Here is a 15,389-nt window from a genome sequence, read left to right as displayed (position 1 = left end):
CACACTATCACAGGGTGTTAGTATTTGGCAATCAAGACGTTTAGATGTCTAAATATAATAACAGCGGTGAGAAGACCCTAAGGACAACACAACATGAACCACACTGAAATCCGCGTCGTTACCGGCCCGGCGAATTATTTTTCCCATGCCGGAAGCCTCGGAAGACTGACAGACTTTTTCACGCCGGAACAGCTTTCCCACGCCGTTTGGGTGTACGGCGAACGCGCGATTGCCGCCGCCCGGCCTTACCTGCCGGAAGCGTTTGAACGTGCTGGCGCAAAACATCTGCAGTTTACCGGCCATTGTAGCGAACGCCATGTTGCCCAACTGGCGCACGCCTGCAACGACGATCGTCAGGTGGTGATAGGCGTCGGCGGCGGCGCGCTGCTCGATACCGCCAAAGCGCTCGCCCGCCGTCTGGCGCTGCCGTTTGTCGCTATCCCGACCATCGCGGCAACCTGCGCCGCCTGGACACCGCTTTCCGTCTGGTATAACGACGCGGGACAGGCGTTACAGTTCGAAATTTTTGATGATGCCAATTTTCTGGTGCTGGTCGAACCGCGCATTATTCTGCAGGCGCCCGATGACTATCTGTTAGCTGGCATTGGCGATACGCTGGCGAAATGGTATGAAGCCGTTGTGCTTGCGCCGCAGCCTGAAACGTTACCTTTGACCGTAAGACTGGGCATTAACAGCGCGTGCGCTATTCGCGATCTCCTGCTGGACAGCAGCGAACAAGCATTAGCGGATAAACAGCAGCGTCGGCTGACCCAGGCATTTTGCGACGTGGTGGATGCGATTATCGCTGGCGGCGGTATGGTCGGCGGCCTCGGAGAACGCTATACCCGTGTCGCCGCCGCCCATGCGGTACACAACGGTCTGACCGTTCTGCCGCAAACGGAAAAATTCCTGCACGGAACGAAAGTGGCTTATGGCATTCTGGTGCAAAGCGCGCTACTGGGACAAGATGACGTGCTGGCGCAATTGATTGCAGCGTACCGGCGATTTCATCTGCCGGCCAAGCTTAGCGAACTGGACGTGGATATTCATAACACCGCCGAGATCGATAGGGTAATCGCGCATACCCTGCGCCCGGTCGAATCCATCCACTATTTACCGGTGACGTTAACGCCAGACACCCTGTGTGCGGCGTTTGAAAAAGTTGAATTTTTCAGAATATAGCCTGGTGACGTTGCGTTTATCAGGCCTGGCAACCATCAGCAGCAACGCGCGCCGCCTTTTCCACCATAGCGCGCATCCTGCCGCTCGCGGAAAAATTCTTCATAGGTCATCGGCGTCTGATCCGGATGCGTTATGCGCATATGCTCAACATAGTTGTCGTAGTCTGGCACGCCAATCATCATTTTTGCGGCCTGTCCCAGATATTTTCCGGCTTTCGAAAGCGTATCGAACATCGTTGTCACCTGTCATCCAAATGCCCTCTCCTTATTCTGGAGAGGGCTATTGATGTAAAAAGATTAGTGCGCGCCTTTCGCCTGCGTCACGATCTCATCCACATTTTCCGGCATCGGCTCATACGGCGTTTCATTCGCCGTCGGTTTATTAATCTTCAGAGCGGCCAGCGCCGTCTTAATAGAGAAGACCGCCAGCACCACGACCACCACCATAAAGAAGATGGTTAGCCCGGCATCCAGACGGTTATTGAATACCAACTGCGCGAGTTGCGATTCGGTGTATTGCGGCGGAATATTGCCGCTGTCGATCATCGCCTGGAACTTATTGGCAATGGCCAGGAAGCCGATTTTCGCATCCGGACTAAACGCTTTCTGCCAGCCCGCCGTCAGCGTACAAATCAGCAGCCAGGCCGTCGGCACCAGCGCGACCCACGCATAACGCTGACGCTTCATTTTGAACAGTACCACGGCGCAAAGCATCAGCGCCATACCCGCCAGCATCTGGTTAGCGATGCCAAACAGCGGCCACAGGGTGTTAATACCGCCCAACGGATCGACCACGCCCTGATGGAGGAAATACCCCCACGCCAGCACGCACAATGCCGTAGCAAGCAGGTTCGCTGGCAGCGAATCGGTACGTTTCAGCCCTGGCGACACTACGCCCAACAAATCCTGCAACATAAAGCGCGCCGCACGGGTACCCGCATCCACCGCCGTCAGAATAAACAGCGCTTCAAACAGAATGGCGAAGTGATACCAGAACGCCACATCCATCATACCGCCCAACGCGCCATGTAAAATGTAGGCCATCCCTACCGCCAGCGTTGGCGCACCGCCTGCGCGGGAGATAATGGATTGTTCGCCGACTTCATTGGCAATCTGGTGTAACGTATCCGGCGTGATAGCGAAACCCCAACTACTGACCACCTGCGCGGCAGAAGCCACGACATCCGCTGTCCCCGCTGGCGCCAGTACCGCCATCGGGCTATTCATCGCGAAGTAAACGCCCGGATCGATAATACAGGCGGAGACCAGCGCCATAATGGCGACGAAAGATTCCATTAACATCCCGCCGTAGCCGATAAAGCAGGCCTGGCCTTCGTTGGCCAACATCTTCGGCGTCGTGCCGGAGGAGATGAGCGCATGGAAACCGGAGACCGCGCCGCAGGCGATGGTAATAAACAGGAACGGGAACAGGTCGCCCGTCCAGACCGGTCCGGTACCATCAACAAATTTGGTCAGCGCCGGCATAGTCAGCGTCGGACGCATGATCAGAATCCCGACCGCCAGACCGACAATCGTACCAATTTTCAGGAAGGTAGAGAGGTAATCACGCGGCGCGAGCAGCAGCCAGACCGGCAGTACCGCCGCGACAAAACCATAACCCACCAGCATCCAGGTAAGCTGCACGCCAGTAAAATCAAAGTACGGCGCCCAGGTTGGGCTTGCCGCCACCCATCCGCCGGAAATAATAGCGAAAATAAGAAATACCAGCCCAATGACCGACACCTCGCCGATGCGCCCCGGACGCAGATAACGCAGGTAGATGCCCATAAAAATCGCCAGTGGAATAGTGAACGCGACAGTGTACGTTCCCCACGGGCTATGGGTCAGCGCTTTCACCACGATCATCGCCAGGACGGCCAGAATGATCACCATGATCATAAAGCAGGCCACCAGCGCGATCACCCCTGCCGTCGCGCCCATCTCCTCTTTAACCAGCTCGCCAAGCGAACGCCCATCGCGCCGGGTCGAGACGAACAGCACCATAAAGTCCTGCACCGCTCCCGCCAGCACAACGCCCGCCAGCAGCCAGATCATCCCCGGCAGATAGCCCATCTGCGCCGCCAGTACCGGCCCGACCAGCGGACCTGCGCCAGCAATGGCCGCAAAATGGTGACCGAACAGCACTTTCTTATCGGTCGGGACATAATCCAGACCATCATTATGACGTACCGCGGGCGTCATACGTGTTGGGTCAACCGCCAGCACTTTTTTGGCGATATAGAGCCCATAAAAACGATACGCAATAAGATAGACACAGACCGACGCCACCACGATCCATAGCGCGTTGATCTGTTCCCCACGATTTAACGCAATATAGCCCAGGGCAAACGCACCCAATACTGAGAGCGCTGTCCAGACGAGGTATTTCCCTGATTTATTCATAGTTGTTGTCCGTTTGGGTGTTCCAGAGAGATGTTACATTTTGTTTCTATAACACCTTTACCGTAATTAACAACACAACAACATGATAAAACCGGATCGTTACCCATTTTTTACATTACAGTGTTAACCAGATCACTTCCTTTCTTGGTTAATGCTGCAATTGCATTTTACTTTGCCAGAACTATCCCATTACCGCCGTTCCCAGGCGACAGGTGCAGCAGCGCCTCCCCTGCTCGTCAAAGAGCGTAATTTCCCAGCTTTGATTCTGCCGCCCCAGATGCAGCGGCAGGCAAACGCCGCGTACTTTCCCCTGCGAGATGGCGCGGTGGTGAGTGGCGTTTAACTCGGTCCCGACCACGCACTGCCCGTCGCGGGTCATCAGATAACCCGCCATTGATCCCAACGTCTCCGCCAGCGCTGCCGATGCGCCGCCGTGTAGCAGACCAAACGGTTGATGAGTGCGGGCATCGACGGGCATTTCCGCCTCCAGCACGTCATCGCCCAGACGGGTGTAAACAATGCCCAGATGCGCCACCAGAGTGTTCTGACTGGTAGCGTTCAATTCATCCAGCGTTAAATGCCGTTTCCAGATCATCGTCAGGCTCCCAATGTTGAACCGCCGTCCACCACGATATCCTGCAAGGTAATGTGGCTGGCCAGATCGGAGGCAAGAAACAAAATGGTATTGGCTATCTCCTGCGGACGGGCGATTTTACCGAGCGGTATGCCGAGCTTAAACTGTTCGCCGAAACCGCGAATACGCTGTTGTTCGGCATCTTCACTCACCCATAACGTGCGCTGCATATCGGTGTCAGTCGAACCCGGCGACACCACATTACAGCGCACCCCGCAGCCCGCCAGCTCCAGCCCTACGGTTAGCGCCAGGCTTTTCAGCGCCGCTTTAGAGGCGCCGTAGGCGCTCATACCGATACGTGGCGTATGCGCCGCATCTGAGGCTACGGTGACAATCGCCCCTCCCTGCTGACGGCGAAACTGCGCCATCGTCTGCGAAAACAGGTTAAATGCCCCGCCCACATTGACCGCAAATGTCTGCTGCCAGTCGTCGACGCTAAGCGCATCGGTCGCTCCCATACGCAAAATACCGGCGGCGTTGACCAGCACATCCAGCCGCGGCGTTTTTTGCAACACACGCTGGCACACCTGCGCAACCTGTACGGCATCCGCCACATCCATGACTTCGGTAGCAAAGGGATAATTCTCTTGCGTAAATTCGCGATCGAAGCCGATCACCCGCGCCCCGGCGTCGACAAACGCCAGCGCCGTCGCGTAACCGATCCCTTTCCCCGCCCCGGTCACCCATACCGTTTTGTCTGAAAAATCAATACAGGGCATTACTCTACCCCGCGAGAAAGCAGCGCCCACCAGGCGTCAATGGTCGGGTTTTTCGCCAGCATCACGAAGTCGATATCGCCGTGTACTTTACGCCAGCGCGCCGCCAGCCCCATCATGCGTACTGAATCCAGGCCATAATCAATCAGGTTTTCATCGTCCAGCGGCTCGTCGGTCTCATCCAGCAACGGCAGAATCAACGCCCGCAGCGCCGCTTTACTGGCAGGAACCGGCGTCGGCAACAGCGACTCGGTCATGACGACGCGACCGGAACGCCCCGCCACATAGTTCAGCGCCATCAGATGCTCTTCCCGGCTGAAATCCGCCAGCGCATCCGCCACCATAAACGGCTTAATGTCGCGCATAAACGCATCGGTAGCGGTGGTCATACAGCCAATATGCGCATACACGCCAGTAATGATGAGCTGATTACGTCCGGTATCTTTTAACATCTGTTCCAGCGGCGAGCGGTGAAACGCGCTATAGCGCCACTTCACCAGCACCGTATCCGCCTCATCCGGCGTTAAGGCTTCTACCACCTTCTGCTGTTCCGGAGAGCGCGTCAGTCCCGGTCCCCACATATCATTGAGTAACGCGCGATCTTCATCGCTTTGCTCTTTCGGCTGAGCGGTGTAATAGACCGGGATATGATGTTCCTTACAGTACTGGCGCAGAGCGGCGATATTGGCAATCACCTGGTCCATCATTGGGCAGTTGCGGCCCCAAAAGCTGACAAAGTAATCCTGCATATCGTGGATGAGCAGCGCAGCGCGCTCCGGCTCAAATGCCCAGTTCACTTTGTTGGTCGGGATATCCAGTGCGGTGGGCAGCGCGTAAGACTGTAGTTTCGGAATGGCCATCTCTCTTTCTCCTTCAGAGCGGTGAACGTGACGCCAACCGCTGGCGTAGTTGTTTTTTATCGACTTTACCAACCGGCGTCAGCGGCAGTGACGCAACGCACTCCACGCGATCCGGTAATTTAAATTCCGCCACGCCCTGCTCTCGCAGGAAACGGCGTACCTGTACCGCTCGCAGCGGCTCTTTTACCACCAGATATGCGCAACTTTTTTCTCCCAGCAGTTCATCTTCCATGCTGACCAGCGCCGCATGGATCACCGCCGGGTGGCGCAGTAACAGGTTTTCTATCTCTTCGGCGGCTATCTTCTCGCCGCCCCGGTTGATCTGATCTTTTTCACGCCCGTGAACGGTGATGTAACCGTCTTGATCAATGGAGATCAGATCGCCGGAGCAGTAAAAACCGTTGGCGTCAAAGGCGCTGGCATTGTGTTGCGGACTGTTGAAATAGCCGCGAAAAGTATAGGGGCCGCGCGTCATCAGACGACCAGTCTCGCCCGGCGGCAGTGGATTCCCGTCGGCATCCGCCACCCACACTTCGTCGTCCGGACACATGGGTCTTCCCTGGGTATTGATAATCCGTTCCGGACTATCGTCCAGCCGGGTATAGTTCACTAACCCTTCCGCCATGCCGAAGACCTGCTGCAACTGACAGCCAATTTCAGCCGGAATACGGGCGGCCAGCGTCGCAGAAAGCCGCGCGCCGCCGACCTGCAATAACCTTAATGACGCCAGCGGCGCATTGCCGCCCCACTCCTGGATAGCCTGTAGCCATAGACTGACCGCGGGCGGTACCAGCGCCGTGGCATTAATCTGGTGTTTTTCGATCAGCGGGAAACAGAGCGTGGCGCTGGGATCGGTCGCCAGCACTACCGTTCCTTTGGCAAGAAAGACGCCCAGCGCGCCCGGCGAACTCATGGCGTAGTTATGCGCGGCGGGAATCGCGCACAGAAAACGCGTCTCCTCGTTGAAACCGCAAATCTCATTGCTGCGGCGCACGCTGTAGTAATAGTCGTTATGGGTACGGGGAATAAGCTTTGGCGTGCCGGTAGTACCGCCGGAAAGCTGAAAGTAGGCCACTTCGTCAGCAGGTGATGGCGTGGCGGTGAAATCTTCCGCCGCCTGCCGCATCGCCGCGTCCAGGCTGTGATCGCCGTCGTCGTTACGCAATAACACCACCCGCACAGAGCGGTGTTCAGCCACAAACGTGTTGAGAAAGTCCTCGCCGGCGAACAGCGTATGTTGGCGATCGGCAATCACCAGCGTCGGCGCGATCTGCATCGCATAGGCGTTAAGTTCGGTACGTTGATGGCTAAACAGCGCCAGAACAGGCGCTACGCCAAGCTTCAACAGGGCGAAAAAGGTGATATACAGTTCCGGTACATTCCCCAGTTGTACCAGAGCGGTTTCGCCAGGTTTGATGCCCTGACGGCGTAAACTGCAGGCCAGATTATCCGCGGCCTGGTTGAGCTGGCGATAGCTGAATGCGCGCTCGCCTTCAATGACCGCCGTCTTGTCGCTGTCAGCGTGGCGGGTCAGAATATCGGTCAACGGCACGTCTTGCCAGTAGCCTTTTTCACGATAACGGCGGGCAAATTCATCCGGCCAACGGGTGAAAGGTATACGCATCATCGTTCCTTAATGCAGTCCAAAAACGTTCAACATTGTAGAGAGCTTGACGCCGGTTTCCCGCCACTCGCCGACTGGCGAAGAGGCAGGGACAATCCCGGCGCCGGCGAACAGGCGCACCTGATTACCGTGCAATTTCGCGCAACGAATCGTTACTACCCACTCGCCGTTTCCTTCGGCGTCGCACCAGCCGACAATGCCGCCAAACAGTTCACGATCGAACGGTTCCAGTTCAGCAATCAGCTTTTTCGCGACCTGATGGGGGAAACCGCTTAACGCAGGGGTCGGATGCAGCAGACAGGCCAGCGTCAGCGCGTTTTCTCCGGCGTTGGCCTTGCCCTCAAACGGCGTACCGAGATGCCATAGCGTCGGCGTGGTGATCAACTGCGGAGAGGAAGGTAATTGCAGTTCCGTGCTGCGATCGCGCAGGATCTGCTTCATCGCCTGCGTCACCAGCTCATGTTCATGGCGATCTTTTTGTGAAGCCAGCAGTCGGTTTCCCGCCTCGCGATCCAGAACGTCATCGGGCTGTCGGCGTGCCGAGCCTGCTAACGGCAGCGAACTAAACCGCTCGCCCTCTTTGCGTAGCAGCAATTCGGGGCTGGCGCCCAGCAGAACGCCGCCATCCGCCAGTGGCACATGGAAGTTGTAACTAACTGGATTCTGCGCAACCAGCCGCTCCAGCAATGCTCCGCTATCCACCGCCACATCAGTGGTGATATCTATTAGCCGGGAAAGCACCACTTTATCGACGTCTGGCGTGGCGGTCAGCATAGCCGCGCGTGCGACCATCGCTTCAAAAGCATCCTGCTCCGGAATCGCCTTTCGCGCCGTCACCGTCAGCGGCTGATGGTCAGTAAAATAACGCGCCGTGCGCTGCTTTTGCTGGCGAGAAAAGGACTGCCACGCCATCGGGATAAATAGCGACGACGGCTGACGGGTATCAAAGGGGATCGCCCCCACCAGGATAGGGTTGGCGATGCCCTGCGATTTGGCCTCGGCAAACTGCTGGCGCAATTTCTGCTGGAAAGGGCTATCCGGCGAATCTCCGGCAACCGCAGGCTCGGTATAACGGGCGAAGCACCCGGAAGTGGTAAAACTGCGATACGGCGACATGAAGAAAAAGCGATCGGGAGCAAGCGTTGCCATTGTCTCCTGAGCGTCCTCGGCCAGTGACATATCCATATCATCCTCCAATGATAAAGGCTTATATACACTTCATCTTTCAAGCTGCCTCTTTGTTGGCTGCGCTCAGAAACCCCGGTCACACAGTTATCTATGCCCGCGGGGATTCTTCCCTTGCCGTCGCGATGCTTCTTGAATGATTTTGTGTATAATAATGATTATTATTTCTATTTTTAGTGCGCTAACCTAAGAGTAAAACGTCGCTCTGTCAACTCTGGTCATGAGTTAAATGGCACTAAGGCTTGCATCTCGCTGCCGCTGATATGAAAATGAGAAGCATTAACTTTATTAATAACAGGACGCTATTGTGAGACTCCCCGCCTTTTATCGTTGGCTGCTTTTAGTGGTTGGTTTATCAATTTCAGGAATATCCTTAGCCCAGGACGCCGGTTGGCCCCGGCAAATTCAGGACAGCCGCGGCGTTCATACTCTGGACCACAAACCCGCGCGTATCGTCTCTACCAGCGTGACGTTGACAGGCTCGCTGCTGGCGATTGATGCGCCCGTCGTCGCCAGCGGGGCCACTACGCCGAATAACCGCTTTGCTGACGATCAAGGGTTTATGCGCCAGTGGAGCGACGTAGCAAAGGCTCGCCATGTCGCCCGGCTGTACATCGGCGAACCGAATGCCGAAACGGTCGCCGCGCAAATGCCGGATCTCATTTTGATTAGCGCCACCGGCGGCGACTCCGCGCTGGCGCTTTACGATCAGCTCTCCGCTATCGCGCCGACGCTCGTCATCAATTATGACGATAAAAGCTGGCAGAGTTTGCTCACGCAGCTTGGCGAGATCACCGGTCAGGAGAAACAGGCCGCCGCGCGAATAGCGGAATTTGAGGCGCAACTGACGACGGTTAAACAGCGAATCGCCCTGCCGCCGCAGCCGGTTAGCGCGCTGGTGTATACCCCTGCCGCGCATAGCGCCAATCTGTGGACGCCAGAATCAGCACAAGGCAAGCTATTGACACAGTTAGGCTTTACGCTGGCGACATTGCCCCGAGGGCTGCAAACCAGCAAAAGCCAGGGTAAGCGCCACGATATCATTCAGCTTGGCGGTGAAAATCTGGCCGCCGGGTTAAACGGCGAATCTCTTTTCCTGTTTGCCGGCGACAACAACGATGTTGCGGCCCTTTACGCCAATCCGCTGCTGGCGCACCTGCCAGCGGTGCAAAATAAGCGCGTCTATGCCCTGGGTACGGAGACGTTCCGTCTGGATTATTACAGCGCAACGTTGCTGCTTAACCGGCTGGCCGCCCTGTTTTAGCCTTATCGGAGTCTTATCCGACTGACCAGACCGATTTTGTCAGTCGGATAAACGCCCCTTCATCAGCCAGCATCGCTAACCGGCGGCGTCTGGCGAAAACGACGTAGCTCGCCCAGCACTAACAGCAGCAGCAAACCAATAATCACCAGCCCGAATCCACTCACGCTCGCGGAAGCGACCGGCGTCATCATTGCGCCAAGACCGCCTAACAGCGCCGCGCCGATAGCGTCTCCCGTGACGTTTTGCGCGGTCCACAGGCCGTTCATTCGCCCCAGCATATTTTCCGGCGTCTGGGTTTGCAGCAGGGTGTATTGTAATAACGAACTGATGGCGCTAAGCCAGCCAAACAGCGCCAGACAGATAACACCTGCGATCCAGACCGGCATGATGGCGAACAGCCCCACCGCCAGAAAAGAACCGACTGTCGAAACCAGCATAATGAGCCCCGGACGAACGCTATGCGCCAGTTGTCCGCTGGTCAGCGCGCCAATGGCCGCCCCCAGCGGAATTGCCGCATACAGTAAACCGATTTGCGCCGCCGACATCTGCCAGCTCATCGCCAGCGCCGGATAGAGGACGCGTACCGCGCTTGCCATCGTCACCAGACCGCCAAGCAGCGCAATACCGCCGATAAGCGGACTGGCGAGCAAAAAACGAAATGCCGCCAGTAACGCAATAAATGGATTTTCCCGCGGCTGCGGAGGAACAGGCAGTCGCGGCAGCGTCAGTAGCGGCAATAGCGTAATAAACGTCCCGGCGGCCGCCAGCCCATAGTTCCAGGCTACGCCGCCGCTGGCAAGCAATATGCCCCCCAACATCGGGGAAATAACCGATCCCAGACGTACCGTCAGCATGGTAATCGCGCCAGCCTGCATCAGATTTTCTCTTCCGACCAGCGCTGGCGTCGCCGCCAGTAACGCGGTCACGCCCAGAGACGCGAAAAAGCCGTCCCACAGGCCAAGGAGATATATCGCCAGCAATGATGGTTCCGGCAACAGCGCGTTCACGCACAGGCCAATAAAGCCAATACCGCAAGTACCGCGCGCCAGCAGAATCACCTTTTTGCGTTCGTAGCGATCGGCCAGCACACCGCCCACCATTAAGCCAATAAACATGGCGCCGCCGGTTAACGTTACCGACAGTCCTACCTGCCAGGTGGAGTGCGTCATCATTTGGATCTGTACCGGAACCGCCACGCCAAGCAGCCCCAGCGAGACAATAGAGATAAAACGGGCCAGAAATACTGCGCGAAATGCAGGGTGCGTCTTCAACAGGCTGAGATTGAGCAGCCAGGATTGTCGATTCATTACAACGCCTTAATGCGAGTTTTTTTAAATATCCATTCAATGGCTGCACATGCTAACATAACCAAATAAGATAGATAACGATAATTACTATCATTATCAGGGAAGTTACTATGTCATGCTCGTTTTCCGTGACGCGCGCGTTTGCCGTGCCCGGATTGTTGTTATTACTGAGTCTCGCCGCGGTTTTAAGCCTGGTCATTGGCGCGAAACCGCTGCCCGCCGCCGTCGTGCTGGAGGCGTTCACCGGCGTGTGCCAAAGCGCCGATTGCACTATCGTCCTGGATGCGCGTTTGCCGCGTACGCTGGCCGGATTACTGGCAGGCGGCGCGTTGGGTCTCGCCGGGGCGCTCATGCAAACACTTACTCGCAACCCGCTCGCCGACCCGGGGATTCTGGGCGTTAACAACGGCGCCAGCTTCGCCATTGTACTGGGCGCGGCGCTGTTTGGTTTCTCCACGCCGCTGGAACAGCTTTTCATGGCATTTAGCGGCGCGCTTATCGCATCGCTGATTGTCGCCTTCACCGGTAGTCAGGGCGGCGGCCAGTTAAGCCCGGTCCGCCTGACACTGGCGGGCGTGGCGCTTGGGGCGGTACTGGAAGGACTGACCAGCGGCATCGCGCTGTTAAATCCAGAGGTCTATGACCAGCTTCGCTTCTGGCAGGCAGGATCGCTGGACATTCGCAGCCTGCAAACGTTGAAAGTCGCGCTCGCGCCCGTGGTTATCGCTGGGATCGTGGCGCTATTTCTGAGCCGTGCGCTGAACAGCCTGAGCCTCGGCAGCGATACCGCGACGGCGCTGGGGAGTAAAGTGGCGCGCACCCAACTTATCGGTTTACTGGCGATTACCGTCTTGTGCGGCAGCGCAACGGCGCTGGTCGGCCCTATCGCCTTTATTGGTCTGATGATGCCGCATATGGCGCGTTGGCTGGTGGGCGCAGACCACCGCTGGTCGCTGCCAGTGACGCTACTGGCAACCCCTGCTCTGCTGCTTTTTGCCGATATTATTGGTCGTCTGTTGGTGCCGGGCGAACTCCGCGTATCGGTCGTCAGTGCGTTTATCGGCGCGCCGGTACTTATCTTTCTGGTACGCCGTAAATCGAGCGGAGGCGGCCTGTGATGTTTCTTTCTCGTCGGCTTATCGTAAGCTGCCTGATTCTGGCGGCTGGCTGCTTCGCCATTGGCTTATGGAGCCTGCAAAGCGGCGCCGTGCCTCTTGAGACCGGGCAGATTATTGCCGCGCTGCTGGGCGACGCGCCGCGTAACATCACCCTTGTCGTAACCGAATGGCGACTACCGCGCGTATTAATGGCGCTGCTGATTGGCGCTGCGCTTGGCGTCAGTGGCGCGATTTTTCAGTCGTTGATGCGTAACCCGCTAGGCAGCCCTGATGTGATGGGCTTTAATACTGGCGCCTGGAGCGGCGTACTGGTCGCAATGGTCCTGTTTGGCCAGCATCTTACCGCGATCGCGCTGGCGGCAATGGCGGGCGGTATCGTCACGTCATTGATTGTCTGGCTGCTCGCCTGGCGTAACGGGATTGAAACTTTCCGGCTGATTATCATCGGTATCGGCATCCGCGCGATGTTAGTCGCCTTTAATACCTGGCTTCTGTTGCAGGCGTCGCTGGAAACGGCGCTCACCGCCGGCTTATGGAACGCCGGGTCGCTCAACGGTCTGACATGGGCAAAAACCTGGCCTTCGGCGCCGCTGATTATTGTGATGCTGACAGGCGCCGCGCTACTGGTGCGTCGTATGCGGCTGCTGGAAATGGGCGATGACAGCGCCTGCGCGCTGGGTGTTAGCGTGGAGCGGTCACGCCTGATGCTGATGCTGGTGGCGGTGTCGCTCACCGCTGCGGCAACGGCACTGGCTGGCCCCATCTCGTTTATTGCCCTTGTCGCGCCGCACATCGCCCGCCGTCTTAGCGGCACAGCGCGCTGGGGATTAACTCAGTCGGCGCTGTGCGGCGCGTTGTTACTACTGGCCGCCGATGCGTGCGCGCAGCAACTGTTTATGCCTTATCAGCTTCCAGTGGGCGTGGTCACCGTCAGCCTCGGCGGTATTTACCTTATCGTCTTGTTAATTCAGGAGTCCCGCAAAAAATGACCGAATCCGTAGCCCGTTTGCGCGGCGACCAGTTAACGCTGGGTTATGGCAGCTATACCGTCGCAAAAAACCTTAATGTTTCGATTCCGGACGGCCATTTTACCGCCATCATCGGCCCTAACGGCTGCGGCAAGTCAACGTTGCTACGCACGCTAAGCCGTCTGATGACGCCTGTTGACGGCCATGTCTGGCTGGATGGCGAACAGATACAGCGTTACGCCAGTAAAGAGGTGGCGCGGCGCATCGGATTGCTGGCGCAAAACGCCACTACGCCGGGCGATATCACCGTACAAGAGCTGGTCGCCAGAGGGCGTTATCCGCATCAGCCGTTATTTACCCGCTGGCGTAAGGAAGATGCCGATGCCGTCGCCAGTGCCATGCGTGCAACAGGTATCACCTCACTGGCGACGCAAAGCGTAGATACTCTGTCCGGCGGCCAACGCCAGCGGGCGTGGATAGCCATGGTGCTGGCGCAGGAAACGTCCATCATGCTGCTGGATGAGCCGACAACGTGGCTGGATATTAGCCATCAAATTGATTTGCTGGAGTTGTTAAGCGATCTCAACCGCGAAAAAGGCTATACGCTCGCCGCCGTCCTGCATGACCTGAATCAGGCCTGCCGATACGCCACGCATTTGATTGCATTACGCGAAGGTAATATTGTCGCACAGGGCGCGCCGAAAGAGATTGTTACCGCTGAGCTTATCGAAAAAATCTATGGACTGCGCTGTATGATTATCGACGATCCGGTTGCCGGGACGCCGCTGGTGGTACCGCTGGGGCGGCGATAGTCGCCCACACAGATGACAAAGCCGGATATCGCTATCCGGCTTTTGGGTAAATCAGACTAACCGCTCATCTATCGCCAGCGCGTTTTCCATTTTACGAGAGACCATCGCGTGACGCAGTAATACGCCGCCGCAGGCCATCATACCGCCAATCAACGCCGCCAGGATAATAATGATGGCTTTACCCGGGCCATCTTTTTTCACTGGCAGAGACGGCGACAGTTGATATTTAAACGGGGTAAACTTCACGTCACTCACATTCATTGCCGCCAGTTGTTCAACATGGTATTGACGGTTACGCAAATCACCGTCGATCTCGGCCACGTCCGTTACCCCTTTTTCAATTTCCAGTTTGCGGGAAATACCATCCGCGCCGAGAGAAATAGAAAAATCCGGATCATCTTTTACCGCCTGACCATTGCTGTAAACCGGTCTCTTAATACCGGCGGCGTTGGCGATTTCCAGCGAATAATGAAGACGTTGAATATTGGCATCAAGCTGATTTTTGAGACGCACTCGATCCATCGCCAGCTTTTCCTGCTCATAGCGGGTTTTGATTTCCAGCTGGTTACGAATATTTTCCAGCGTCTCTTTCACGACGATATCAGAGATGTACTGAATATAGCCAGCCAGCACTTTTTGCGCTTCTTCCCGCGTCGGCGCGGTAAAACTCAGCGTCCACGACGTAAATAACGACGTTTCATTTTTCTTGCCGACATTACTGTCCACCGCTTTCATTTTTTCGCTCAGCACGACAATCGCCCGGTGAAGATCCTGCTCTTCTATTTGCGCGCCTTTTAATTGATCCATGACATACGGAGAAGAACGAAGATATTCTTCCAGCAGCGAGGGCGAGCTAAACTTTTTAATAAACAGATTAAATACGCTGCCCCGATCAACGCTTACCTCCATATCCAACACGCGCAGCGCGGTCAACGTTCTCTCCAGCCCCTGCCATTGTACCGACTCCGCCGGTGTGACAATCGCCTGGCTGGTCCATTTTTGCGGCAGCAGAAAGGACAGAAGCAACCCCACGCACGCAAAGGCGAAAACGGTAGCAAGAATACGACGTTTCGCCTGCCATAACACCTCTATAAGGCTGAACAAATCGATTTCATGACTGTTGGCGGGCGGCAGTGAGTAACCTGCAAATGACTGATTTTTTTCTTGTTTTACATTAAGAGATGGCATGCCGTATGACCTGAAAACTTTATCCAATGAAAGAACACATTCCTGTCAGAGATTCTAACAGCAAGTCAGAATTATCCGAAACAATCTTTACGCGCCAGTGCCCGAAAAGCTAAATATTCGGAATTAAAC

Annotated in this window: 14 protein-coding genes; 5 read left to right on the top strand and 9 right to left on the bottom strand. The window is 56.4% G+C overall.

The window, feature by feature from the left end; all coding sequences use genetic code 11:
• Positions 1-93 precede the first annotated feature (93 nt).
• Entirely contained in the window at positions 94-1,182 is a 1,089-nt protein-coding gene (locus NA986_RS12090; protein WP_023216074.1) for an oxidoreductase, read from the top strand.
• A gap of 35 nt (positions 1,183-1,217) precedes the next feature.
• On the opposite strand, the gene NA986_RS12085 is transcribed toward NA986_RS12090, so the two are convergent.
• The 7 genes from NA986_RS12085 to entC form a co-directional block, all read right to left on the bottom strand.
• Complete coding sequence (locus tag NA986_RS12085; RefSeq protein ID WP_000460619.1) at positions 1,218-1,415, bottom strand: YbdD/YjiX family protein; 198 nt, start codon at positions 1,413-1,415, stop codon at positions 1,218-1,220.
• Positions 1,416-1,478: 63 nt separating this feature from the next.
• Entirely contained in the window at positions 1,479-3,584 is a 2,106-nt protein-coding gene (gene cstA, locus NA986_RS12080; protein ID WP_023216073.1) for a pyruvate/proton symporter CstA, read from the bottom strand.
• 181 nt (positions 3,585-3,765) lie between these two features.
• Positions 3,766-4,179 (bottom strand): proofreading thioesterase EntH, encoded by a 414-nt coding sequence (gene entH / locus NA986_RS12075; RefSeq protein WP_000637965.1) that lies wholly within the window; start codon positions 4,177-4,179, stop codon positions 3,766-3,768.
• A gap of 2 nt (positions 4,180-4,181) precedes the next feature.
• Positions 4,182-4,937 (bottom strand): 2,3-dihydro-2,3-dihydroxybenzoate dehydrogenase EntA, encoded by a 756-nt coding sequence (gene entA / locus NA986_RS12070; RefSeq protein ID WP_023216072.1) that lies wholly within the window; start codon positions 4,935-4,937, stop codon positions 4,182-4,184.
• Positions 4,937-5,794: an isochorismatase gene (locus tag NA986_RS12065; RefSeq protein WP_001007166.1), complete on the bottom strand. Its 858-nt coding sequence runs from the start codon at positions 5,792-5,794 to the stop codon at positions 4,937-4,939. Before NA986_RS12065 ends, entA begins: the two co-directional genes overlap by 1 nt.
• Positions 5,795-5,807: 13 nt before the next feature.
• Positions 5,808-7,418, bottom strand: coding sequence for a (2,3-dihydroxybenzoyl)adenylate synthase EntE (gene entE, locus NA986_RS12060; RefSeq protein ID WP_023216071.1), 1,611 nt, complete (start codon positions 7,416-7,418; stop codon positions 5,808-5,810).
• 9 nt (positions 7,419-7,427) lie between these two features.
• Entirely contained in the window at positions 7,428-8,603 is a 1,176-nt protein-coding gene (entC, locus tag NA986_RS12055) for an isochorismate synthase EntC (RefSeq protein ID WP_000367596.1), read from the bottom strand.
• A 307-nt stretch (positions 8,604-8,910) separates the two neighbouring features.
• On the opposite strand from entC, the gene fepB reads away from it, so the two are divergent.
• Positions 8,911-9,867, top strand: a complete 957-nt coding sequence (gene fepB, locus NA986_RS12050) for a Fe2+-enterobactin ABC transporter substrate-binding protein (RefSeq protein WP_001238993.1) — start codon at positions 8,911-8,913, stop codon at positions 9,865-9,867.
• Positions 9,868-9,929: 62 nt separating this feature from the next.
• On the opposite strand, the gene entS is transcribed toward fepB, so the two are convergent.
• Positions 9,930-11,174 (bottom strand): enterobactin transporter EntS, encoded by a 1,245-nt coding sequence (gene entS / locus NA986_RS12045; protein ID WP_001081661.1) that lies wholly within the window; start codon positions 11,172-11,174, stop codon positions 9,930-9,932.
• Positions 11,175-11,284: 110 nt separating this feature from the next.
• Here entS and fepD point away from each other — a divergent pair, with 110 nt between their 5' ends.
• The 3 genes from fepD to fepC are packed head-to-tail and all read left to right on the top strand — an operon-like array spanning position 11,285 to position 14,072.
• On the top strand, positions 11,285-12,292 hold the full coding sequence (fepD, locus tag NA986_RS12040; RefSeq protein ID WP_001277880.1) for a Fe(3+)-siderophore ABC transporter permease: 1,008 nt from the start codon (positions 11,285-11,287) through the stop codon (positions 12,290-12,292).
• Complete coding sequence (gene fepG / locus NA986_RS12035; protein WP_000480053.1) at positions 12,292-13,281, top strand: iron-enterobactin ABC transporter permease; 990 nt, start codon at positions 12,292-12,294, stop codon at positions 13,279-13,281. Before fepD ends, fepG begins: the two co-directional genes overlap by 1 nt.
• A complete protein-coding gene (gene fepC / locus NA986_RS12030) occupies positions 13,278-14,072 on the top strand; it encodes an iron-enterobactin ABC transporter ATP-binding protein (RefSeq protein WP_000140622.1) in 795 nt (264 codons plus the stop codon). Before fepG ends, fepC begins: the two co-directional genes overlap by 4 nt.
• A 51-nt stretch (positions 14,073-14,123) precedes the next feature.
• On the opposite strand, the gene wzz(fepE) is transcribed toward fepC, so the two are convergent.
• Positions 14,124-15,260, bottom strand: a complete 1,137-nt coding sequence (gene wzz(fepE), locus NA986_RS12025) for an LPS O-antigen length regulator Wzz(fepE) (protein WP_023216070.1) — start codon at positions 15,258-15,260, stop codon at positions 14,124-14,126.
• Between the last annotated feature and the right edge of the window lie 129 nt (positions 15,261-15,389).

It is taken from the genome of Salmonella sp. NW177 (assembly GCF_051811585.1).
GTDB lineage: Bacteria > Pseudomonadota > Gammaproteobacteria > Enterobacterales > Enterobacteriaceae > Salmonella > Salmonella enterica.
Note: the sequence above shows the minus strand (reverse complement) of the source record. Positions and strands in the feature narration are given on the sequence as shown.